23 protein-coding genes and 2 tRNA genes are annotated in these 22,573 nt (G+C 65.7%); 24 read left to right on the top strand and 1 reads right to left on the bottom strand.

Going from position 1 to position 22,573, the window contains the following annotated elements:
- Nucleotides 1-55: 55 nt before the first annotated feature.
- From rpmA to J2S97_RS06265, 17 genes are all read left to right on the top strand, one after another.
- Nucleotides 56-319, top strand: coding sequence for a 50S ribosomal protein L27 (gene rpmA / locus J2S97_RS06345; RefSeq protein ID WP_009372867.1), 264 nt, complete (start codon nt 56-58; stop codon nt 317-319).
- 116 nt (nt 320-435) lie between these two features.
- Complete coding sequence (gene obgE, locus J2S97_RS06340; RefSeq protein ID WP_307047587.1) at nt 436-2,025, top strand: GTPase ObgE; 1,590 nt, start codon at nt 436-438, stop codon at nt 2,023-2,025.
- A 64-nt stretch (nt 2,026-2,089) separates the two neighbouring features.
- On the top strand, nt 2,090-3,187 hold the full coding sequence (gene proB / locus J2S97_RS06335) for a glutamate 5-kinase (RefSeq protein ID WP_307047797.1): 1,098 nt from the start codon (nt 2,090-2,092) through the stop codon (nt 3,185-3,187).
- Between the two features lie 26 nt (nt 3,188-3,213).
- A complete protein-coding gene (locus J2S97_RS06330) occupies nt 3,214-4,563 on the top strand; it encodes a glutamate-5-semialdehyde dehydrogenase (RefSeq protein WP_307047585.1) in 1,350 nt (449 codons plus the stop codon).
- An 80-nt stretch (nt 4,564-4,643) separates the two neighbouring features.
- Nucleotides 4,644-4,868: a hypothetical protein gene (locus J2S97_RS06325; protein ID WP_307047584.1), complete on the top strand. Its 225-nt coding sequence runs from the start codon at nt 4,644-4,646 to the stop codon at nt 4,866-4,868.
- 55 nt (nt 4,869-4,923) lie between these two features.
- Entirely contained in the window at nt 4,924-5,541 is a 618-nt protein-coding gene (gene nadD / locus J2S97_RS06320; protein WP_373460502.1) for a nicotinate-nucleotide adenylyltransferase, read from the top strand.
- Nucleotides 5,542-5,548: 7 nt separating this feature from the next.
- The gene (locus J2S97_RS06315; RefSeq protein WP_307047582.1) at nt 5,549-7,015 is read left to right on the top strand and encodes a hypothetical protein; all 1,467 of its coding nucleotides are present in this window, start codon (nt 5,549-5,551) and stop codon (nt 7,013-7,015) included.
- A 105-nt stretch (nt 7,016-7,120) separates the two neighbouring features.
- Nucleotides 7,121-7,522, top strand: a complete 402-nt coding sequence (rsfS, locus tag J2S97_RS06310; protein ID WP_307047580.1) for a ribosome silencing factor — start codon at nt 7,121-7,123, stop codon at nt 7,520-7,522.
- A gap of 140 nt (nt 7,523-7,662) precedes the next feature.
- Nucleotides 7,663-7,735, top strand: a tRNA-Ala gene (locus J2S97_RS06305).
- Nucleotides 7,736-7,922: 187 nt separating this feature from the next.
- Nucleotides 7,923-7,998: transfer RNA gene (locus J2S97_RS06300), tRNA-Ala, on the top strand.
- 89 nt (nt 7,999-8,087) lie between these two features.
- A complete protein-coding gene (locus J2S97_RS06295; RefSeq protein ID WP_307047578.1) occupies nt 8,088-8,441 on the top strand; it encodes a zinc ribbon domain-containing protein YjdM in 354 nt (117 codons plus the stop codon).
- A 56-nt stretch (nt 8,442-8,497) separates the two neighbouring features.
- Nucleotides 8,498-9,667 (top strand): NAD(P)-binding domain-containing protein, encoded by a 1,170-nt coding sequence (locus J2S97_RS06290; protein WP_307047576.1) that lies wholly within the window; start codon nt 8,498-8,500, stop codon nt 9,665-9,667.
- Between the two features lie 79 nt (nt 9,668-9,746).
- Entirely contained in the window at nt 9,747-10,889 is a 1,143-nt protein-coding gene (locus tag J2S97_RS06285; protein ID WP_307047574.1) for a class I SAM-dependent methyltransferase, read from the top strand.
- Nucleotides 10,890-11,094: 205 nt separating this feature from the next.
- A complete protein-coding gene (locus J2S97_RS06280) occupies nt 11,095-12,297 on the top strand; it encodes an ROK family transcriptional regulator (RefSeq protein ID WP_307047572.1) in 1,203 nt (400 codons plus the stop codon).
- A gap of 117 nt (nt 12,298-12,414) precedes the next feature.
- The gene (locus J2S97_RS06275; protein WP_307047570.1) at nt 12,415-13,800 is read left to right on the top strand and encodes an extracellular solute-binding protein; all 1,386 of its coding nucleotides are present in this window, start codon (nt 12,415-12,417) and stop codon (nt 13,798-13,800) included.
- 3 nt (nt 13,801-13,803) lie between these two features.
- A complete protein-coding gene (locus J2S97_RS06270; protein ID WP_307047568.1) occupies nt 13,804-14,685 on the top strand; it encodes a carbohydrate ABC transporter permease in 882 nt (293 codons plus the stop codon).
- Nucleotides 14,682-15,557, top strand: a complete 876-nt coding sequence (locus J2S97_RS06265; RefSeq protein WP_307047566.1) for a carbohydrate ABC transporter permease — start codon at nt 14,682-14,684, stop codon at nt 15,555-15,557. Before J2S97_RS06270 ends, J2S97_RS06265 begins: the two co-directional genes overlap by 4 nt.
- A 6-nt stretch (nt 15,558-15,563) precedes the next feature.
- On the opposite strand, the gene J2S97_RS06260 is transcribed toward J2S97_RS06265, so the two are convergent.
- Complete coding sequence (locus J2S97_RS06260) at nt 15,564-15,767, bottom strand: hypothetical protein (RefSeq protein WP_231510972.1); 204 nt, start codon at nt 15,765-15,767, stop codon at nt 15,564-15,566.
- Between the two features lie 162 nt (nt 15,768-15,929).
- Between J2S97_RS06260 and J2S97_RS06255 the strand changes: the two genes are divergently transcribed.
- The 7 genes from J2S97_RS06255 (at nt 15,930) to J2S97_RS06225 (ending at nt 22,508) form a co-directional block, all read left to right on the top strand.
- Nucleotides 15,930-16,937 carry an AAA family ATPase gene (locus J2S97_RS06255; RefSeq protein ID WP_307047793.1) on the top strand — a complete coding sequence of 336 codons (1,008 nt, stop codon included), beginning with the start codon at nt 15,930-15,932 and terminating at the stop codon, nt 16,935-16,937.
- A gap of 10 nt (nt 16,938-16,947) precedes the next feature.
- Nucleotides 16,948-17,838, top strand: a complete 891-nt coding sequence (locus J2S97_RS06250) for a DUF58 domain-containing protein (RefSeq protein ID WP_307047564.1) — start codon at nt 16,948-16,950, stop codon at nt 17,836-17,838.
- Between the two features lie 37 nt (nt 17,839-17,875).
- A complete protein-coding gene (locus J2S97_RS06245; protein WP_307047562.1) occupies nt 17,876-18,313 on the top strand; it encodes a hypothetical protein in 438 nt (145 codons plus the stop codon).
- Nucleotides 18,304-19,317, top strand: coding sequence for a vWA domain-containing protein (locus J2S97_RS06240; protein WP_307047560.1), 1,014 nt, complete (start codon nt 18,304-18,306; stop codon nt 19,315-19,317). Before J2S97_RS06245 ends, J2S97_RS06240 begins: the two co-directional genes overlap by 10 nt.
- Nucleotides 19,314-20,324 (top strand): vWA domain-containing protein, encoded by a 1,011-nt coding sequence (locus tag J2S97_RS06235; RefSeq protein ID WP_307047558.1) that lies wholly within the window; start codon nt 19,314-19,316, stop codon nt 20,322-20,324. Before J2S97_RS06240 ends, J2S97_RS06235 begins: the two co-directional genes overlap by 4 nt.
- Complete coding sequence (locus J2S97_RS06230) at nt 20,321-21,103, top strand: hypothetical protein (RefSeq protein WP_307047556.1); 783 nt, start codon at nt 20,321-20,323, stop codon at nt 21,101-21,103. Before J2S97_RS06235 ends, J2S97_RS06230 begins: the two co-directional genes overlap by 4 nt.
- A 433-nt stretch (nt 21,104-21,536) precedes the next feature.
- Nucleotides 21,537-22,508, top strand: a complete 972-nt coding sequence (locus tag J2S97_RS06225; RefSeq protein ID WP_307047554.1) for a methylenetetrahydrofolate reductase — start codon at nt 21,537-21,539, stop codon at nt 22,506-22,508.
- Nucleotides 22,509-22,573 lie beyond the last annotated feature (65 nt).

Below are 22,573 nucleotides of genomic sequence, written 5' to 3'. Positions count from 1 at the left end.
GTTACTTTTCAGGTTTTCAGCAGATTCCCCAGAATTTTTAAGGCAGGCATTTCAAATGGCACATAAAAAAGGCGCGAGTTCCACTCGCAACGGTCGTGACTCCAACGCCCAGTACCTCGGCGTCAAGCGCTTCGGCGGCCAGGTAGTTTCCGCAGGCGAGATCATCGTCCGCCAGCGTGGCACCCACTTCCACCCGGGTGCAGGCGTTGGCCGCGGCGGTGACGACACCCTGTTCGCACTGACCCCCGGCGCTGTCGAATTCGGCACCCGCCGCGGACGTCGAGTCGTGAACATCGTTGCTGCTGCAGCTGCAGAGTAACAACAAGATCTGAACCGGTGGAGCGGGCCATGATGGCCCGCTCCACTGTTCTTTTAACCGCATTACAATCAATTTGGGCGTCCAAGACGGTCAGGTTATGCACAGAGGAGATTCACGTGGCGAGCTTTGTAGACCGGGTAGTACTGCACGTATCCGGCGGTACCGGCGGTCACGGCTGTGTCTCCGTCCACCGCGAAAAGTTTAAGCCCTTGGGCGGTCCCGACGGCGGCAACGGCGGCGACGGCGGCGACGTCATCCTTCGCGTTGACGCCCAGACCACCACGCTGCTGGACTACCACCACGCACCGCACCGCCACGCCACCAACGGCGGACCCGGCATGGGCGACTGGCGCGGCGGGAAAAACGGCGAAACACTGATCCTCCCGGTTCCGGAAGGCACCGTCGTCAAGACCAAGGACGGCCGCGTCCTGGCCGACCTCGTCGGCGAAGGCACCGAGTTCATCGCGGCCGCCGGCGGTCCTGGCGGCCTGGGCAACGCTGCGCTTTCCTCGCAGAAGCGCCGTGCCCCGGGCTTCGCCCTGCTCGGCATCGAAGGCGAATCCAGCGACATCGTCCTGGAACTGAAGTCCATTGCGGACATCGCCCTCGTGGGTTTCCCGTCCGCGGGCAAGTCCAGCCTCATCGCCGCCATGTCAGCGGCACGCCCCAAGATTGCCGACTACCCCTTCACCACTCTGATCCCCAACCTGGGCGTGGTGCAGGCCGGCGACGTCCGCTTCACCATCGCCGACGTCCCCGGACTCATCGAAGGGGCCAGCGAGGGTAAGGGCCTGGGCCACCACTTCCTGCGGCACGTGGAGCGCTGCGCAGCTTTGGTCCACGTTTTGGACTGCGGTACCCTGGAATCGGACCGGGATCCGCTCTCCGACCTCGCCATCATCGAAGCCGAACTCGAAAAATACGCGGTTGACATGAGCTATGCCGGCTCCGACGGCGAGGTTGTGCCGCTGAACCACCGCCCCCGGCTGGTGGCGCTTAACAAGGTCGATTTGCCTGACGGCAAGGACATGGCCGCCTTCGTCCGGCCCGAGCTTGAGTCGCGCGGCTACCGTGTGTTCGAGATTTCCGCGACGAGCCACGAAGGCCTGCGTCAGCTCGGCTTCGCCATGGCAGAGATCGTCAAGGCCGCCCGGGATGCTGTGGCTGCCACGCCGCCCAAGGTGCACGCCCCTGTGCTGCGCCCGAGGGCAGTTAACGAGTCAGGCTTCAAGATCCGCCGCGAAGAGAAGAACCTCGAGCCGCTGTTCCGCGTGTTGGGCGACAAGCCTGTGCGCTGGGTCAAGCAGACCGACTTCACCAACGAGGAAGCCATTGGCTACCTCGCCGACCGCCTGGCCAAACTGGGCGTGGAAAACGAGCTGTTCAAGCAGGGCGCCAAGCCCGGCGACACTGTGGTGATCGGTGAAGACGACGGCGTGGTGTTCGACTGGGAGCCCACCATGATGGCCGGCGCCGAACTGCTCGCCTCGCCGCGTGGCACCGACGTCCGCTTTGCCGACATCGGCGACCGCCCCACCCGCGGGCAGAAGCGCGACGAACAGCAGGAACGCCGCGACGCCAAGGCTGCGGCCCGGGCCGAGCTTGAAGCCGAGCGCAAAGCCGGTATCTGGACTGAATCAGTCAGCGGGCGCCGGGCCGCCCGGCCGCTTAAGGAAAGCGGACTGACCACCGAGAATGAGGAGTGAACCCCCACACGTGACCGATAATTCCGCAATTGTCATCGAGGAACCCAGGACCGACGACCGCAGCATGCTCGCGAGGGCCCGCCGCATCGTAGTCAAGGTCGGATCGTCGTCGCTCACCAGCCTCAAGGGTGGAATCTCAGAAGAGGCGCTGATCGAACTTTCGGACGCGCTGGCCGCGAAGTCCAACGCGGGCACGGAGATCATCCTTGTGTCCTCCGGCGCCATCTCGGCAGGCCTCGCGCCGCTGGGCCTCTTGAAGCGTCCGCGGGACCTCGCCACCCAGCAGGCCGCCGCGAGCGTGGGCCAGGGACTTCTTATGGCCCGCTACACCCATGCCTTCGCAGCGCACGGTGTAACGGTGAGCCAAGTGCTGCTGACCGCGGATGACCTCATGCGGCGCAGCCACCACATGAACGCTTTCCGTGCGCTCAACCGGCTCCTGAACCTGGGTGTTGTGCCCGTGGTCAACGAGAACGACACCGTTGCCACGCACAAAATCCGCTTCGGTGACAACGACCGGCTCTCTGCCCTGGTGGCGCACCTGGTCCGCGCGGATGCCCTCGTGCTGCTCTCCGACGTCGACTCCCTGTATGACGGCCCGCCCTCGAAGGGCGCCAAGCGGATTCCGCAGGTTGATGGCCCGCAGGACCTCGAAGGCGTGAACATCGGCAAGCCCGGCAAGGCAGGAGTCGGAACCGGCGGAATGCAGACCAAGGTTGAGGCCGCCACGATGGCAGCAGACTCGGGAATCCCTGCCCTGGTCACCTCCACCGCCAATGCTGCCGCAGCGCTTAACGGCGAGGACGTCGGAACCTGGTTCTCCGTCAACAGCGGACGCAAGTCGGTGCGCATGATGTGGCTCGCCCACCTTGCGCACGTGCAGGGCCGGCTGATCCTGGACGACGGCGCCGTCACGGCCATCCGGGATAACCGCACCTCGCTGCTCCCGGCCGGCATTACCGCCGTTGAGGGAACCTTCGAATCCGGCGACGCCGTTGAAATGCTGTCGCCCGACGGTACCGTCATAGCACGGGGCCTGGTCAACTATTCCTCCGATGAACTGCCGCAAATGCTGGGACGTTCCACGGTGGAGCTGGGGGAGTCGCTTGGGCGCGGCTTTGACCGTGAGGTTGTTCACGTTGACGACCTGGTTCTGGTCTAACGGGCCGGTTCGCCTAGACTTGAATGATGACTGAGGCACTGATTCACCAAGCCGCTGAGAAATCCAACGACTCCACGGAGGTATCTTCCACGCCGGAACAGGCCCAGCTTTCGCCGGATGACGTCGAGGCTGCCGTCTATTCCGTCGCCGACCGTTCGCGTCACGCTGCCCGCAGCATGGCGCGCGCAAACCGTGCCTGGAAGGACAAGGGGCTCCGCGCCATCGGCGCCGCCCTGATCGACAGCAAGAATCAAATCCTGGCCGCCAACGCCAAGGACGTAGAGGCCGGACGCGCCAACGGAACGTCGGCCGCCCTGCTTGACCGCCTGTCGCTGAACGAAACCCGTATCGAAGCCCTCGCCGCCGCCCTGGAGAATCTTGCCGGCCTGCCGGATCCGGTGGGAAACGTGGTCCGCGGCCAGACGCTGCCCAACGGCCTGCGCCTGCGCCAGGTCAACGTTCCCATGGGCGTAGTTGCCGCCATTTATGAAGCCCGCCCCAACGTGACGGTGGACATCGCCGGACTGGCGCTGAAGAGCGGCAATGCGGTCATCCTGCGCGGCGGCACCGCCGCGGCAGCCACTAACGAGGCCCTCATCAGGGTCCTCCGCGACGCACTCGCTTCTGTTGGCCTGCCGGCAGACGCTGTCCAGACGGTGGACCAGTTCGGCCGTGAAGGGGCCAACGTCCTGATGCGCGCCCGCGGCCGGGTGGACGTCCTTATTCCGCGCGGCGGCAGGGACCTGATCCAGACCGTGGTCAACAACTCGTCCGTCCCCGTCATCGAGACCGGCGAGGGCAACGTCCACATCTTCATTGACGAATCTGCCACTGAAGACATGGCGGTGGACATCCTCCTCAACGCCAAGACCCAGCGGCCCAGCGTCTGCAACACGGTGGAGACCCTCCTGGTGCACTCCGGGTCCACCGTCCTTCCCGCCGTCGCCGAGGCACTTCGGAAGGCCGGAGTCACGCTGCACGCCGACGCCCGCGTACGAGCCGCGTTGCCCGCGTCCGTCGAAACGGTTCCTGCCACCGATGAGGACTGGGCCACCGAGTACATGGACCTGGACCTTGCCGTTGCCATGGTGGACAACCTCGAAGAGGCAGTCAAGCACATCCGCAGCTGGTCGACCGGCCACACTGAGGCCATCATCACCAACGACCTTGCCAACGCGGAACGCTTCATCTCCGAAATCGACTCGGCGGCGGTCATCGTCAACGCCTCCACCAGGTTCACGGACGGCGGGGAACTGGGACTCGGCGCCGAGGTGGGCATTTCCACCCAGAAGCTCCACGCGCGTGGCCCCATGGGGCTGACCGAACTGACTACCACCAAGTGGATAGTCCAGGGCGAGGGCCAGATCCGCAGCTAGCAACGCTGTAACATGGAACAGAAGTCCGGAACGGCGGGAAGTACCGCCGTCGTCATTGTGTGAACTCTTTAGGGGAGAAAATGCTGCTGCAGCAGGTGGGCGCGTCCGTCGCCGAACATGAAGAACTGGCTCCATTGTGGGCAGAACCGTGGGTCTTCGGTGTGGTGATCTTTGCGATCATGCTCGTTCTGATGTTCGTGACACTGTCCTACAGCAACCTGGGTAACCGGCACGAAGCCGTTGAAGAGCACTCGGACCCGCACCGCCAGCACCCGAACAAGCACGATCACGGCCAAGGCCACTAACATCACTGCCGTCCTGAAGCGGCGCGGCGCCAAGCGCCGCCTGCGTTTGGGTGTGATGGGTGGCACATTTGATCCCATCCACCACGGCCACCTTGTCGCGGCCAGCGAAGTTGCGGCGAAGTTCGGCCTCGACGAAGTGGTGTTTGTCCCGACCGGCCAGCCGTGGCAAAAAACGCACAAGCAGGTCAGTGAACCCGAGCACCGTTACCTCATGACGGTGATCGCCACAGCCTCCAACCCGCGTTTCACGGTCAGCCGGGTGGATGTGGACCGTCCCGGTCCGACGTACACCATCGACACCCTGCGGGACCTCCGGACGCAACGGCCGGATGCAGACCTTTTCTTCATCACCGGCGCGGACGCCATGGCGCAGATCCTGTCCTGGAAAAACATCGACGAGCTGTGGTCGCTGGCACATTTTGTGGGTGTGACCCGTCCGGGCCACATCCTTGACGGGATGGGCCGGAAGGACGTCAGCCTGCTGGAAGTGCCCGCCATGGCGATCTCGTCCACGGATTGCAGAACCCGCGTCGCGGCAGGCAATCCCGTCTGGTACCTCGTACCCGACGGGGTGGTCCAGTATATTGCGAAATACGGCCTGTACGCCGGGCAGTCAGACCCGGACCACAGCGCCGCACTTACCGAATTACACGAACCAGCCAGTACCGAGTGAGTTTTAAATGAGCCAGGAACAGCCTCCCCTCCGCAGCCGTCGTGAATTGCGACAGGCCAGAGATGAGCGCGCGGAAACACGCCAGGATGCGGAGCCCTCGGCTCCGCGTCCGGTTACCCCTGCCTCAAAAGCACCCGCCAATGCGACACCCGCACCTGCCCGCGGCGATGCGCTGAAGAACGTTGATGTGACGACCAAGCCCGGACCCGGGACGCAACCCGGCGAAACCGGCTCGGGTGCCGGCACGGACCACCCCGGCGCCGGGACCGGCCGGATCCGGCGTGTGGCTCCAGGCCCGGTGGACTCCGTGCGTCCTCCGACCGGAGCCGAGCGTTCCTCACAGAGCAGGGCACGGGACCGTGCTGCCCTGCGCACCATCAAGGAACTGGCAGAGAAGGAAGAACGGCTTGCCGGCGGCGGTCCGCCGACGCGCCGCCAGCTTCGCCTTCAGCAGCTTCAGGCCGAGGCCGCACCGGCTACGGCTGCCAATCTTATCGTTCCGCCTGCCCGCACGTCCGCACAGCGGATCGTTCAGCCAGCCCGGCCGACGTCGGCTTCGCCGCAGGCGGGAACCCCGCAGCCACAACCCCCTGCGGCCGGACAGCCACAAACAAAACCCTCACAGGCCAGGCCGACGCAGGCACAACCCCCTGCGGCCGGACAGCCACAAACAAAACCCTCACAGGCCAGGCCGACGCAGGCACAACCCCCGCAGGCCAACCCGGACAGCCAGCTTCCTGATGGAATGACCGTTGAGCAGGCCCTCGCAGCACGTTCCCTCCTCGCCGAACAGGCGAGGAACCAGATCGCCAAGATGGAGCACATCGCGGCGAACGATCCTGAAGCGGTGGACCCCGAAATCCTCGCTGAGCAGATTGCCCTGGCCGAGCGTGCCGCCGTCCTGAACAAGCGGGCCATGGCCAAGCAGAAGCTGGCCGAGCAGACCAGCCAGTCAGCGCATCCAAAGACCGAGCCGTCAGCCGTCAGCAACCTTGCGATGGTGACGCCCCTGGAGTTCGAGAAGGTTCCGGGCATAGACCGGCCGGTGATGAAAAAGCCCGCGACCTCCTATGTGCCGGTAGTCACCAACCCCGGACCCCGGCTGCAGCCGCCAGGCACCAAGGGAACACGCAAGTCCGGACCGTCAAGGCAACGGACTGGCAGGCCGGTGACGGGGCGGGCCGGGGTGCTCGCCCGTGCCGAAGCAGCGGCTCAGGCCGCAACTGATCCTGCGGCCACGCAGGTTGCAGCATCCGCGTCCGGCGAGCCCTGGGCAGCCGAAGCCGGTGAAAATTTCGTGGACAGGCCACGTGTGTCCGCCAATTCCGCCTACGGCCTGGAACCGCTTGATGCCGTCACTGCCGGCTTGGGCCGGGCGCACCGTATCCGTCTGCTGCAGTTGGGCGTTCTCGCTTTGGGGATCGTCGCGCTGATTGCCGGCGTCACCATGATCATCAGCGGCCTGGCGCCCTGATTCAACGTTCCGGCGCGCCGCCAACGCTGCTGTTCTCCCCTCACTTTGAGGCAGACACCCCTGGCGTCGGAACATACATAGCTTTAAACCACTACAAGGAGTCCCGTGACTGCAACCGAAACATCCATCGCCACAGCCCGCGTAGCAGCGCGCGCTGCTGCGGAAAAAATCGCCCAGGACATTGTTGCCCTGGACGTCAGCGAGCGGCTTGCCCTGGCCGACGTTTTCCTGATCGCCTCGGCGCCCAGTGAGCGCCAGGTCAACGCCATCGTTGACGGCATCGAAGAGGAGCTGGGCAAGCAGGACCTCCGTCCTGTTCGCCGTGAGGGCCGCTCCGGCGGACGCTGGGTCCTGCTGGATTACTCCGACGTCGTCATCCACGTCCAGCACGAGGAAGACCGCGTGTTCTACGCCCTTGAGCGACTGTGGAAGGACTGCCCCGTCGTGGACCTCCAGCTCGGCGACGACACTTCGGCCAAGGCTGCTGTTTCCTCAGACAGCGAGTAAGCCGGAAGCTGCCGCCCGAATATGCCCGATTTGGAATTTTCGGAACGGCTGTTCTAAGATATTTGAGTTGCTTCGGAGAGATCCGGACGGAGAGCCGGGCCCGACAGTGAAAGCTGAAGGTGCCGGAGCAATGAAAATTCGGGGCTGTGGCGCAGCTGGTAGCGCACCTGCATGGCATGCAGGGGGTCAGGGGTTCGAGTCCCCTCAGCTCCACCGAATGGCCCGCCGGAATCGACAGATTCCGGCGGGCCATTTTGTTATTTACGCTCTCTCGTGCCGGCGCCGACGGTGAGTATTGCGGGCGTCCGCCGAACGCCTCCGCCGGATTGGCGTCTTACACGATTGTGGTTTAAGATAATCAAGTTGCTTACGGAGGTCACTCCGAAAGGATCAAGAGTTTGGGGCTGTGGCGCAGCTGGTAGCGCACCTGCATGGCATGCAGGGGGTCAGGGGTTCGAGTCCCCTCAGCTCCACCAAATTCACAGCGGAAGCTGCCCGATCGGGCGGCTTCTGTTGTTTAAGCGCCTCCGCGTCCCGCCGAGGTGCGCTCGACTAATATGGGAGCGTGAACGACGCCGCCCTTCCCCCTTGCCCTGAATGCTCCTGCGAGTACACGTATGAGATGGGTGCGCTGCTGGTGTGCCCTGAGTGCGCCCACGAGTGGTCAGCCGAGGCCGCGGAACCTGCAGCAACGGCGGAATCTGTGATCAAGGACGCAGTGGGCAATGTGCTTGCCGACGGTGACACGGTGACTGTGATCAAGGACCTCAAAATCAAGGGAAGCTCCACAGTTATCAAAGTGGGGACGAAAGTCCGCGGCATCCGGCTCAGGGATGGCGTCGGAGACCATGACATCGACTGCAAAGTGGACGGCGTTGGTCCCATGCAACTCAAATCCAGCGTGGTCAAGAAGGTCTAGGGCGGGTACCGGAAATCGCTGACCCCGAGGCAACGGAACTTCAGATCGCGGATGTTGTGGTGATCGGCGCAGGACAGGCCGGCCTGTCGGCTGCCTACCACCTGCAGCGGCGTGGCTTCGTCCCTGCTCCCGCCCCAGCCAATTTTCCCGCCCCGGCCAACGCGGTTCCCGCCCCGGCCAACGCGGTTCCCGCCCCGGAGGAATCGCCCCGTTCGTATGTTGTGCTGGACGCCGAAGCCGGACCCGGCGGAGCGTGGCGACACCGCTGGCAGAGCCTCCGGATGGCCACCGTAAACGGGATCAGCGACCTGCCAGGCATTCCCAAACCGGACGTTGACCCGGCTGAGCCCAGTTCCGGGTTTCTCTCCCGCTATTTCGGGGACTACGAGGACGGACTCGGGCTGAACATCCTGCGGCCCGTGAAAGTCCGCTCCGTATCCCGCGAGGACAACCACCCGTCCGGGCGGCTAAGGATCGAAACCTCGGCCGGCAGTTGGTCGGCACGGGCAGTCATCAACGCCACCGGCACCTGGACGAGGCCGTTCTGGCCCATCTACCCCGGCCAGTCCACATTCCGGGGGAGGCAGCTGCATGTGGCCGACTACGTGGATGCCGAGGACTTCCGCGGGCAGCACGTGATTGTGGTGGGCGGAGGTATTTCCGCCGTCGGCCTGCTGGACGAAATATCCCAGGTGACCTCCACAACCTGGTTCACCCGCCGGGAGCCGATATGGCGCGACGCCGGCTTTGACCAGAAGGCGGGACACGACGCCGTCGCCCTCGTAGAAGAGCGGGTCCGGCAGGGGCTTGCTCCGCAGAGCGTGGTTTCCGTGACCGGACTGATCTGGACCCCCTCCCTGCGGGCCGCAGCGGCGCGCGGCGCCCTGGACCGGCACGCGATGTTTACCACCATCGAACCCCATGGAGTCCGGCTGGCCGACGGGAGCTTCCTGGCAGCCGACGTCATTCTTTGGGCCACCGGATTCCGGGCCGAGCTGGAACACCTGGCCCCGCTGCACCTTCGCGGCCCCGGCGGCGGAATCGCGATGGACGGCACGCAGGTGGCAGCAGAGGAACGCGTTCACCTGGTCGGCTACGGGCCGTCGGCGTCCACTATCGGCGCCAACCGTGCCGGTCGGGCGGCCGTGGCCGGCGTCCTGGGGATGCTGGGTAGGCCAGCCCCGGAAGCGGTGCCGCCGACCGCGGACCGGGCCGTTTCGCGGTAGGTTTACTGGGTAGCTTTTCGCCCCGGTGAATCTTCCCGGCAGCGGATCGACGATGGACAGAGAAGGCGGCAGCTAGCACGTGGCGGACAACAGCTTGGAATCAGTCCTCTTGGGCCTTCGCCGGTTCCCGGATGTTGAAGCCCCCAACCTGCAGGCCTGGGACGCAACTGACAGGCTCCTGCTCGAAACTGCGGCGGAGCTCCTGACCCCGGACAGCCGCATCGCCGTGGTCGGGGACCGCTATGGAGCCCTCACTCTGGGGGCGCTGGCCGCCTGCGGCGTCAGGAACGTGCGGGTCCACCAGGACCTCATCACGGGGGAGCGGGCCCTCCGGAACAATGCCGCGGCCCTCAACGTCGACGCCGGTTTTGACCAGCTGCCGCTCGGCGCAGCCCTGTTCGACGGCGCCGACGTCGTGTTGCTCCAGCTGCCCAAAACGCTCGCGGAGCTGGAGGAAGTGGCCGACTCCGTGGCCCGCTTCGCGGCACCAAACGCGGTCCTGCTGGCCGGCGGCCGGATCAAGCACATGAGCCTGGGCATGAACTCCGTCCTGCTACGCCACTTCAACGATGTACAGCCGCAGCTGGCCCGGCAGAAATCCAGGGTGCTCATAGCCCGGGACCCGCTGCCCGTGACCGGACCGCCGCCGTTTCCCGTCGCTGACCCCAACGGTGAACTGGACCTGACGGTCTGTGCACGCGGTGCGGTGTTCGCCGGCACCAAGCTCGATATCGGGACAAGGTTCCTGCTGAGGTTCCTGCCCGACATGCCGTCGGCCGAGAACGTGGTGGATTTGGGCTGCGGGACCGGCATTTTGGCCGCCATGTATGCCAGAAGCCATCCGGGCTCCAAAGTCACAGCGACAGACCAGTCGGCCGCCGCCGTCGACTCTGCCCGGGCAACGTCCGAGGCCAACGGACTGGCGGGGCAGATCACTGTTCTCCAGGACGACGCCATGGATTCGCTTCCCGAAGGAAGTGCCGGGCTCATTCTGTTGAATCCGCCCTTTCACCTGGGCGCCAGCGTCCATGCCGGGGCGGGGCTCAAGATGTTCCGTGCCGCCGGAAGGGTACTGGCACCGGGCGGGGAACTCTGGACCGTGTATAACAGCCACCTGCAGTATCTGCCGGCCCTGGAACGGTTCGTCGGTCCCACCCGCGTAGCGGGCCGGAACGCCAAGTTCACCGTTGCGGTCAGCACCGCACGCGCCCCGCACCCGTAACGCCGCCGGCGCGGGGATGACGGGCCGGCTGAAGGGCCGCCACGGCAGGGAAACCGCCCTGCCATAAGTCAGCGTGTGAGCGTACCGCCACGCCCGCAGGTAACGTACGATTCAAGCATCAGTAGTGCATAACCGAAGAAGTTTAGGGGAATCCGTGACTGAGATCCGCACGCCATCGCCGAGGCGCGGAACAAATTTGCCCCGTATGGGGGACTTCAATCTCACGGTGATCCTGGACGCCATCCGGCGCTCCTCAGGTGGCCTCAGCCGCGTGGAACTTGCCCAGATCGTCGGGCTTTCCCCGCAGACGATTTCCAACATCTCACGGCGCCTGCTCGACCAAAACCTTATTGTCGAAGCCGGGAAGGAAGGGAGCGGGCCGGGCAAGCCCCGCACCATCCTCAGGCTGAATCCTGCCGGAATGTATGCCGTAGGCGTGCACCTCGATCCCGCCGTCACTACCTTCGTGGTGCTGGACCTCGTGGGGGCCGTGGTCAGGCACTCCCGGATCAATACTCCCGGTGCCAGCGACCCCGACGGGGTCATCGCCACCGTTGCCGCCGAGATCAAGGACCTTGTGGCCGCCTCCGGCGTCGATCCGGACAAGATTGCCGGGCTGGGCGTGGCTGCCCCGGGCCCCATCAACCTGGAAGAGGGCACGGTGGTGGATCCGCCGCTGTTGCTCGGCTGGGACCGTGTGCCGCTGCGCGACGCATTGGCGGAGGCTACCGGCCTGTCCACCCTGGTGGACAAAGACGTCACCAGCGCCGCCGTCGCCGAAACCTGGGCAGGCGGCCCCAGCGGCTCCGGCAGCTTTGTCTTCATGTACATGGGCACCGGCATTGGCTGCGGCATCGTCCTGAACGACGAAGTGGTGCGCGGCACGTCCGGGAACGCCGGCGAAATCGGGCACATCATCGTGGACCCGGACGGTGCGCCCTGCGACTGCGGGCTGAAGGGATGCGTGAAGTCTTCCTGCATTCCGCAGGTCCTGGTGGCGCAGGCCGAAGCCGCCGGAGTCCTGGACATTGAACGCCACCCTTCGGGCGCTCCGGCGGTCCAGGAGAGCTTCGCGAAACTGTGTGAGGCAGCCGAAGCCGGCAACAGCAAGGCCGGGGAGATCATTGATCAGTCCGCCGTCCTCGTAGCCCGGGCAGTCGCCGTCGTCACCAACACCCTCGACGTCGAGAGGGTGGTGTTCGGCGGCCCGTTCTGGACGCTCCTCTCGCAGAGGTACCTGGACCGTGTTCCGCAGTTGCTGGCGGAGAACAGCGCGGCCCGCCAGATCCACGGCGTCGAGGTTGTCGGCACCGGCGTTGGAGAGGACGTAGGAGCCATTGGCGCGGCCTGCCTGGTGCTCGAGCATACCTTGGCCCCGCGCGCACAGCGGCTGCTGCTGGAAGGCTAAGGCCTGGCCGGAGCTGCGGTGCCAGTGGGCAGCATTAACCTGAAATTGCATATCGGCTAAAGGCTGGGGCCAGCTGGAGGTTATTGGGGGCTGCAGCCGCTCGAAGATTGGAGCGTCATGCACCGCCCTGCCAAATTACTACCTGCCAAATTCCACCCTGCCAGACTACTTGTCGCCGTGTTGTCCGCGGTAGGTCTGCTGGCAACAGCCGCCTGTTCCGCGGAACAGCCGGCCGCCGAAAACCGGACCCTGAAGATCGTCTACCAAAAGACCGATTCGTTTTCCGCCCTCGACACCTTGTTCAAGGACGCCAAGAGGGACTTCGAAGCTGCGAACCAAGGCACCACCGTGGAACTGCAGCCCATCGAGGCCAATGACGACGACTACGGCACCAAGCTTGCGCTGGCCCTGAGGTCGGCAGAGACGGCCCCTGACGTCTTTTACGAGGACACGTTCAAAGTGAGGTCGGACGTCGACGCCGGATACCTCCTGAAACTGGACAGCTACCTTGAGAAATGGGACGACTGGAAGTCCTTCAACGAGGCCGCCAAGGCTGCCGGCACCGGAGACGACGGCGGCATCTACGCGGTGCCCCTCGGAACTGACACCCGTGCCATCTGGTACAACAAGAAGGTCCTGCAGAAGGCCGGCATTGCCGTTCCGTGGCAGCCCCGGACCTGGGACGACATCCTCGATGCCGCACGCAAAATGAAGGCCGCGGACCCGGAAGTCGTCCCGTTCAACATGTACGCCGGCAAAGCAACCGGTGAAGGCACCGTGATGCAGAGCTTCTACGAACTGCTCTACGGCACCGATTCGGAACTGTACGACCAGCAGGAGAAGAAATGGGTTGTCGGCTCGCAGGGGTTCACGGATTCGCTGGCGTTCCTGAAAACCCTCTACGACGAGAAACTGGCTGTCACGCCGGCCGAGGCGCTTGATGCCAACGTCTGGAAGAAGGTCTTCGGCGAATGGCTGCCGCAGGGCAAAATGGGGGCCACTGTTGAAGGGTCCTACACGCCGTCGTTCTGGCAGAAGGGCGGCAGCTACGAGTGGGCCGGCTACACGGAGGACATGGGTGTTGCAAGGTTCCCCACGCAGCGTGGCCAGGAACCGGGCGGCGTCAGCATGTCCGGCGGCTGGACCCTGGCCGTCGGTGCGGACTCTAAGAATCCGGACCTGGCGTTCAAGTTCCTCACCGAGGCCCTGAACAAGAAGAACTCCCTGTCCTTCACCGTGGCCAGTTCCCAGATCGCCGTCCGCACGGACGTGGCCTCCGAACCCGACTACCTGGCGGCCAACCCGTTCGTGAAGGACGTGTCAGAGCTGGTCTCCGTCACTCACTACCGGCCTGCCACCGCCGACTATCCACGGATCTCCGCCGCGGTGCAGGTCGCCACCGAAGCCGTGATCACCGGCGCCCTCTCACCGCAGGAAGCGGCCGAGCAGTACGACAAAACAGTCAGGGACCAGGTGGGTGACGCCAAGGTCCTGCAGAAGTAGCGGATGGTTGCACGAAAGTCCGTCCGGCAGCAGCTTCGGCTGCTGCCGGTCGTGCCGTCTGTCCTGCTGATGCTCCTTTTCCTGGCGGCACCCGTCCTGTGGTCCTTCCACGCGTCCTTCACCAACGCAGCCCTGACCGGGCGCAACGCCAGGAACCCGGCCTGGACCGGCCTCGATAACTACAGCCGCCTGCTCAGCGACGCCGCGTTCCCCGCCTCGGTGGTCCTGACGATGGTTTTTGTCGTCGCGTCCGCGATCGTGGGCCAGAACCTGCTGGGACTTCTCATTGCCGGACTGATGACCCGCGCCCGGAAGTCTGTGTCAACCCTCGTGGGAACGGCCGTGGTGGCGGCATGGGTGCTTCCCGAGATTGTTGCGGCCTTTGCCGCCTACGCGTATTTCAGCAACGACGGGACACTGAACCAGCTGCTCGGCGGTGCAGGCCTGGCCGGTGCCGACTGGCTGTATGCGTTCCCTATGGTGGCCGTGGTGCTGGCCAACACCTGGCGCGGCACCGCGTTCTCCATGCTGGTGTACCGGGCAGCCCTCGCCGACGTGCCCCGCGACATCTCCGAGGCCGCGCTCATGGACGGTGCTGCGGGCTGGCAGCGCCTGGTGTTCATCACCCTGCCGCTGATCAGGTCCAGTATCGCCACCAACCTGATGCTCGTCACCCTGCAGACCCTGGCGGTCTTCACGCTGATCTGGGTGATGACTGCGGGCGGACCGTCCAACGCCAGCACCACTTTGCCGGTCCTGGCCTACCAGGAAGCCTTCAAGTTCGGCGACATCGGCTACGGCACGGCCATCGCCTCAGTGCTCATTGTCCTTGGCCTGGTGTTCGGGATCGCCTACGTCCGGCTGCTAAAGGGGGACAGGCGATGACGACGGCGGAACGTGCCGCCCGGCGGGCAACGCACGGGGGAGTGACCTCACCGGCGCGGCGCTCGGCCCGGGCTCCGGCGGACGCGGCCCTGCTGCTCATCGGTGCCTGTTTCGTGCTGCCGCTGCTCTGGCTGGTTTTCGCCTCGCTGGACACCAAGGCCGGGTACCAGACGCAGCTGCCGGCCAGTGCCTCGCTCACCAACTTTGCGGCCGTGCTCACTCCGGAGCTGCTGATCATTCCACTCTGGAACAGCCTGCTGCTCTCAGGCGGGACGGCGACGGTTACCCTGGTGGCAGCAGTGCTGGCCGCCTACCCGCTGTCCCGTTTCCAGTCCAGGTTCAACAGGCCGTTCCTCTATTCGATCCTGTGCGGCACGTGCCTGCCGGTGACTGCCATCATGGTGCCCGTCTATGGCCTGTTCGTCCAGCTGCGGCTGCTCGATTCCATGCCGGCCACGGTCCTGTTCCTAGCGGCAACCGCCCTGCCTATGGCCATCTGGATGACCAAGAATTTCATGGATGCAGTGCCCGTTTCGCTGGAGGAAGCCGCCTGGGTGGATGGCGCTTCCGGGCTTACGGCGCTGCGCACGGTGGTGCTGCCGCTGATGCGCCAGGGCCTGGGAGTGGTGTTCATCTTTGTGTTCATCCAGACCTGGGGCAACTTCTTCGTACCCTTCGTGCTTTTGCTGTCCCCGTCCAAGCAGCCCGCGTCCGTTTCGATCTTCAGCTTCTTCGGACAACACGGGGCCATCGCCTACGGCCAGCTGGCCGCATTCTCCGTCCTCTATTCGGTTCCCGTCCTGGTCCTGTACGTACTGGTGGCGCGCGGGTCCGCCGGATCGTTTGCGCTGTCCGGGGCGATGAAGGGCTGAGGCCGCTCAGTCGATGTCTTCGACCACAGTTCCGAACGGGATCGTGTCGTCCAGGTGCGCCTGGTGGCCGGTGGGGCCGGGGTTGTAAAGAACCCTGACGCCGTGCAACTTTTCGGCCGCCGACTGCATGAGGATCGGCCGGACGGTGTTGATGAAACTCTCGCTCTTGCCGGCGAGATACTCCTGGTAACTGGCTGGAAGCTGGATCATCCCATCAGGATAGTCCCGCCCGGCCGCCATGGGGAGGGCTCCCCATTGTGGAAACTGCCGGCCGCGGCTTGGATAGTATGGCCCGTGGCGGACGCATTGCGGCCGCCGGCAACCTGGCAGCAGCAGCGGCCGGTCATGAACACCAACCAGGGGGATTCTTCAGTGCTTCAGACTACGGCCGCCGTCCGGATCGAAGCGGCGGAACTGGCCCGGGCACAGCAGGTCATGGCCAACATCTCGCGCAGCTTCGACGCGAAGGTCGTGGGGCAGGCCAGGCTCCGTGAATCGCTGCTGGTGGGACTCATGACGGGCGGCCACATCCTGCTCGAAAGCGTCCCGGGGCTGGCGAAGACCACCGCTGCGCAAACCGTGGCGGACTCCGTGAGCGCAGAGTTCCGAAGGATCCAGTGCACGCCTGACCTGCTGCCCAGCGACATCGTGGGCACACAGATCTACGATGCGGCCAAGGGGACATTCGTCACGCAGCTGGGTCCGGTCCACGCCAACATCGTCCTCCTGGACGAGATCAACCGCTCCAGCGCCAAAACGCAGAGCGCCATGCTCGAAGCGATGCAGGAACGGCAGACGTCCATCGGCGGCGTGGTGCACCGTCTGCCCACGCCTTTCCTGGTGCTGGCCACGCAGAACCCCATCGAGCAGGAGGGCACGTACCTGCTGCCCGAGGCACAGATGGACCGCTTTATGCTCAAGGACGTCCTGGACTACCCCACACCGGCCGAAGAGGCCGAGATCATCCGCAGGATCGATTCCGGCGTCTTCACCGATGAACAGCGCCCCGCCGCCGCCGCGTCACTGGACGCGGTCTCGGAGGTGCAGGAACTGGTCAAGCGCGTCTACATCGACCCGGCGATCGTCAGGTACATCGTGGGGCTGGTGTTCGTCACCCGCAACGCCGCCCAGTACATTGACACCCGCCTGGCGGGTTTCATCGAGTTCGGTGCCAGCCCGCGCGCCAGCATTGCCTTCAGCCAGGCCGCCCGCGCCGTCGCCCTGCTGAACGGCCGCGACCACGTGATCCCCGAGGACGTGAAGGCCCTGGCCCACCGCGTGCTCCGGCACCGGATCATCCTTGGCTTCGAGGCAGTGGCGGAACAGGTTCCCGTCGAGGCCGTCATCGATGCCATAGTTGCATCCGTCCAGACCCCCTGAGCGCGCCCCTATGTCCAGCCTCCTGACCCGGGTCAAATCGAAGATGTCCATCTTCGCCCACCGTAAGGCCCGGGGAATGCTCGACGGCGAATACGGTTCCGTCTTCAAAGGCCGCAGCCTGGACTTTGACGACCTCCGGGCCTACATCCCCGGAGACGAAGTCCGCGACATCGACTGGAAAGCCTCCGCCCGGCACGGCTCCCCGCTCATCAAGCGCTATGTGGCCGTGCGGCGTCAGACCGTGCTGCTGATCACGGACACCGGCCGCAACATGGCCGCTTCCGCACTCGGCGGCGAGGAGAAGAAAGATATTGGCGTGATGGCCCTGGGAGTGGTGGGCTACCTTGCCCAGCGCCACGGTGACGTCGTCGGCCTGGTCTGCGGTGACGCCACGGGCTCCCGGTCCTTGCCCGCAAAGGCCGGCGAAGCCCACCTGGAAAGGATCCTGCGGACTGTCGACGGCGGCACGGGGCTGACCTCGCCCCGCAGCAGCATCGGCGAACAGCTCTCCTATGTGGCACGCAACTACGGGCAGCGCATGCTGCTCTTCGTGGTGGCCGATGAACTGGTGCCCGATGCCGGGATGGAGCGGCTGCTTCGCCGTTTGCGGGCCCAGCACGAAGTCCTTTGGCTGACAGTGCAGGACGCGCAGCTGGCAGGGGCAGACTCCGCCACCCAACCCGCCGACCGCTACGACGTGGCGGACTCCCGTCTCCTCCCCGGCCGGCTGGCTGAGTCGGAGGCGGTTATCCGTGCCTACACGGCGGCGCAGGAACAGCGCGATGCCGCTCGCGAGGCCGTGCTGCGCAGGCTGGGCATTGCCCATGTCCACGCGGGCAGCAGCCATGACGTGATGCCTGCGGTGTTCACGCTGCTGGAACGGCACCGCCGTGGAAAATGATTCGGGTTTCTATGCCCCGCTGTCATACAGTGCGTGGTTGCCGTGGGCAGGCCTTGGCCTGCTGTTCCTCGTGGCCGCCTGGCTTGCCTTCGTCTTCCTGAGCACCCGGCAACGGCAGCGTGCGGTGCCCGCCGCTTCCTTCGGGCCGACGTCGGATCCGTCCATCCTGAAGCGGGACTACCTGCGCCGCATCGATGCCGTGGCGGGCGAGGCCGCGGCCGGCCGGTTGTCGGCCCGCGCGTCTCACCAGGAGCTGAGCCTGCTCATCAGGAGCTTTGTCCGCGACATTGCCGGGATCGACGCTCCGCGGATGACGCTGGCGGAACTCCACCGGCAGGGCATTCCGGCCGCCGCACTGGCCGTCAGCAGCCTATATCCGGCGGAGTTCAGCCCCGAGCCCCGGGACACTGAACCCCGCGACTCTGTCGCGGCCGCGGCGGAAACGGCCCGGGAGTTGGTCCGGACATGGAACTGATCTTCTGGTGGATGATTCCGGCGGCCTTCCTTGTTGCCGGGGGGACGTACTGGGTGGTCAGGAAGCGGGACCGGATCGACGGTTCCGTCCGGCGGCCCGTGGCCCACAGCCACCGGCTGACCGAATTGCCTGAGTACCGGGCCGCAGTGCGGCGCCACCGCCGCTGGCTCACTGTTGCTGCGGTCGCCGGGGGAGTGCTGATGGCAGCCGCAGTGGTGGCAGCAGCACGCCCGGCCGAGCGAAGCACGGTCAGCCCCGAGCAGCGCAACCGCGACATCATCCTGTGCCTCGACGCGTCCGGATCCATGAGCAGCGCCGACGCCGCTGTGGTGGAAGTCTTCGCCCGGCTGGCGCAGGGATTCGACGGCGAGCGGCTGGGCCTGACCGTCTTCGACAGCAGCGCGGTGCAGGTCTTTCCACTGACGGACGACTATGACTTCGTGCAGGAACAGCTTGCGGAGGCCAAGGAAGCGTTCGACGGCGCGCCCGGCAGCGCCGGCTTCCTGGACGGCACGTGGAACGGTGCCGGCTCCTCGCTGATCGGTGACGGGCTGGCTTCGTGCGTAGAGGGCTTCCCGGCGGCCGAGGACGGTGCGCCGGGAGACTCCGGCGGCACAGTGGAACGGTCGCGTTCCGTCATCCTGGCCACCGACAATTTTGTCTCTGGGGACCCAATCTTCACTCTCGAGGAAGCGGCGGTGCTGGCCAAGGAGAAGGACGTCCGCGTCTATGCCCTCAACCCCGGAGAGTTCGATTACGGAATTGACCCGGACCAGCCCGGTGCCCAACTGAGGATGGCCGCGGAAGGGACCGACGGAGCGTACTACGCCCTGGACAGCCCGGAAGCGGTCCAGGACATCATCCGCAAGGTCCAGTCGACGGAGGCCACGGCCTTCAAGGCCGCCCCGCAGGCCGCCCTGGCGGACCGCGCCGAGATTCCGCTGGGAATCGCCTTAGTGTCCGGCCTGGTGCTGGCCGGCGCATCCTGGAGGCTGAGGTCATGACCTTCCAGCCGATCTGGCCCTGGTGGGTCATGGTTTCGGTGGTTCTCGCCGTCGTTGTCTTCCTGGCGTGGACGGCCGTCCGAAGCCGGCACGGCCGCTCGCGACTCCGCGGCTCGTTGCTGCCCGCGGGGCTGGTAGTGCTACTGCTGTTCGCGGCGCTCCGGCCCGGCATACCAGGCGGCAGCGTCCGCGCAGCCGCCACCGACTTGAACGTCTTCTTTCTCGTGGATACCACCAGCAGCATCGCAGCCGAGGACTACGGAAACGGCAGCCCCAGGCTCGACGGCGTCCGGAAGGACATCATGGCAATAGCCGGGGAGCTAGCCGGAGCCAGGTTCTCCCTGATCACGTTCGACTCCCAGGCTGTTGTACGGATGCCGCTGACCACGGACGCTTCCGCCCTTGACACCCTGACCGGTGTCCTGGAGCCCCAGGTCACCGTGTATTCCACGGGCAGCAGCGTGACGGTTGCCCGGACTGTGCTCAATGAACGGCTGAAAGCGGCACGGGACAGCCACCCCGAGCGGGCCCGGATCGTGTATTACCTGGGCGACGGCGAGCAGACCAGCGGCAAGGCACCCGAACCGATGCGCGTGGACGCATCCCTGGTTAACGGCGGCGCCGTGCTGGGTTACGGAACCGGGCAGGGCGGGCGGATGAAGGAGAAGGCCAACTACTCATCCGCCGCGGGCACCGACTATATCCAGGACCGCAGCGGCGGAAGCGCCGGGGATGCCGTGTCCCGAATCGACGAGGACATGCTGAGGCAGATCGCAACGCAGCTGGGCGTGCCGTACGTGCACCGGGCGGCAGGGGATGCAGTGGCGCCGATGATGCAGGCGGCCAGGCCCGGAGCGCTGAAGGAAACGTCGGAGTCACTCGAGGGCCGGGTGGAGCTTTACTGGGCGCCGGCACTGGCCGCGTTCCTTCTTGCACTGTGGGAGAGCCTCAAGGTGCTTCGCCAGCTGAGGCAGCTCGGGTCTGGGAAAGAGGAGGCCCGCGCATGAACAGGGAGACGTTCCCGCCATTCCCGCCGCAAGAGGGCAAGCCGAATCCGGGAAAGCATCTACGGCGCCGCCTGCTGCTGGTGTCCGCGGTGCCCGCGTTGGCTGCCGTGGCGCTCGCCGTCAAGCTGCTGAGCGTCGGCTACCTGGGCGGCCAGGCAACCGTGGCATTCGGCAGCGGCGACCGGGCTGCCGTCGCGTCCGCGGCCTCCGGGCTGGGAATCGCGAACATCGTGGAACGGCACAAGGCGCCCTTTGCCGCCGGCGATGCCCTGGTGCTGAACGGAGACTACGCCGGCGCCCGCACCCTTTTCGAGGCATCCCTCGCCGACGCCCCGCCGGCCGATGAATGCAAAGTGCGCGTCAACCTGGTCCTGAGCATCGAACGGCTGGCCGACCAGACTGCGGAGCCCGGCAATGCCGGCACCGACGCCGCCAAACTTTACGACGACGGCCTGGCCGTGGTCAAGGCTGCCCCGACCGGGTGCTTTAGCCCGGACGGAAGCCAGGACAGCGCCAACGGAGCCGACGGCGAAGGCGACCGCCTGCGGGAGGCTGAAGGGCGGCTGCAGGCCAAAGCCGACAAGCTCGGAAGCCCGGAGGCGGAACCCGGCGACGGAGCCGAAGAGCAGCCGCAGCCCGACCCCGAACCGCAGCAAAGCCAACTGGACAAGCTGGAGGAATCCGCCAAGTCCGCACAGCGGGAGCGGAACGACGGCAGGCAGCGGGACGAATACCTCAACGGGAGCGACGCCGAAACCGGTGCCGAAAAACCCTGGTAGCGGGGAACCTGCAAGGACCGGAACCGGAGGGCCCGCCGCCAACGGAGTTCGGGGGCTGGTCGATTTCGGACCTGCGGGCGAACAATGTTCTGTGCCGTGACGCAACAAGGCGTAAAGGTGCGTCTTAATTCGGCGGCCAGCTTGAACGCCCCGGAGGCGGGCCCTAGAGTCTTATACAAGTTACCGACGTAACGTGTCAGCGATCCTCCGCAGTGGATGTGCCGCCCAGCGGCCGCCAGGAGGGTGTGGGTGCCCCCATGTGGGCCTGACATTTGCTCACGGAATACTTCTTGTCAGGCGTAACAGTCGCGGCTGCGCCCTGCCGAAGTTAATTCCGTGTTCCCCAAACTCAAATTCATTGACGGTTCGGCGTTTCCGAGGTCCCATGGACTGAGGCGCAGCTGCCGCCAATGGCTCAAAGCCAAGGACGCAAATGTCTCCACCTAGCCTTATTGACACGCACCCGAATCTCTCCGACACTGCCCCGGTGGCGCTCTCCTATGAGCTGTTCCCGCCGCGTTCCCCGGCTGCCGCCGAGTCGCTCTGGACCACCATCCGCGAGCTGGAATCCACGGACCCGGACTACGTATCCGTGACGTACGGCGCCAGCGGATCCAATCGGGACACCGCCGTCGAACTCATCAACCGTCTCCTGCTGGAGACGACGCTCCGCCCGCTGGCACACCTGACCTGCGTGGGCAACACGCCCCAGGAGCTGTCCGAAATCATCGGTGAACTGCTCGACGTCGGCGTCCGGGGCATCCTGGCGCTCCGCGGAGACCAGCCCAAGGACGGCGGAACCCCCGCCAGCGGCTCCCTGCGTTACGCCCAGGACCTCATCGAACTGATCCGCCGCGTGGAGCAGCGCCGTTCGGCCCTGCTGTGCGCCGGCAAGGTGGCTGTCGGTGTGGCCGCGTACCCCACCCGGCACCCGGAATCGCCCACGGAGGCCCACGACGTCGAGGTGCTGCTGGCCAAGCAGCGCTCCGGTGCTGACTTTGCCATCACCCAGGTGTTCTTCCAGACCGAACAGTATGCCGACCTCATCACGAGGGCACGCCGGGCGGGGGTCACGATCCCGATCATTCCGGGCGTGATGCCGCTGACCAGCGTGCGCCGGCTGACCCGCCTGGGTGAGCTGACCGGCGTCGAACCCGCACCGGAACTGATGGCACGGCTGGCCGCGGCGGATACCGACGCGGAACGCCGGCTGATCGGCGTCCGCGCCACGGTGGACCTGGCTAACGCCGCCTTGGATGCCGGAGCACCGGGCATTCACCTGTACACCTTCAACGAACATGCGTGTGCCCTGGAGGTCCTGGACAAGCTGGCCCTGCCGCGGCCGGCCCGTCCGGCGAGCAGGCTCAATACTATTGCCCGCCGCCACCAGGAAATGGCGAGCTGAGGGTCGGCCCCGCCCGCCCCTTTAGCACCAAGCACCTAGCATCTGCAGCACCAAACACCCCCCGA

Origin of the sequence: Arthrobacter oryzae (assembly GCF_030812315.1) — a bacterium.
Taxonomy (GTDB): domain Bacteria; phylum Actinomycetota; class Actinomycetes; order Actinomycetales; family Micrococcaceae; genus Arthrobacter; species Arthrobacter oryzae_B.
This window is presented reverse-complemented; position numbering and strand designations above follow the sequence as displayed.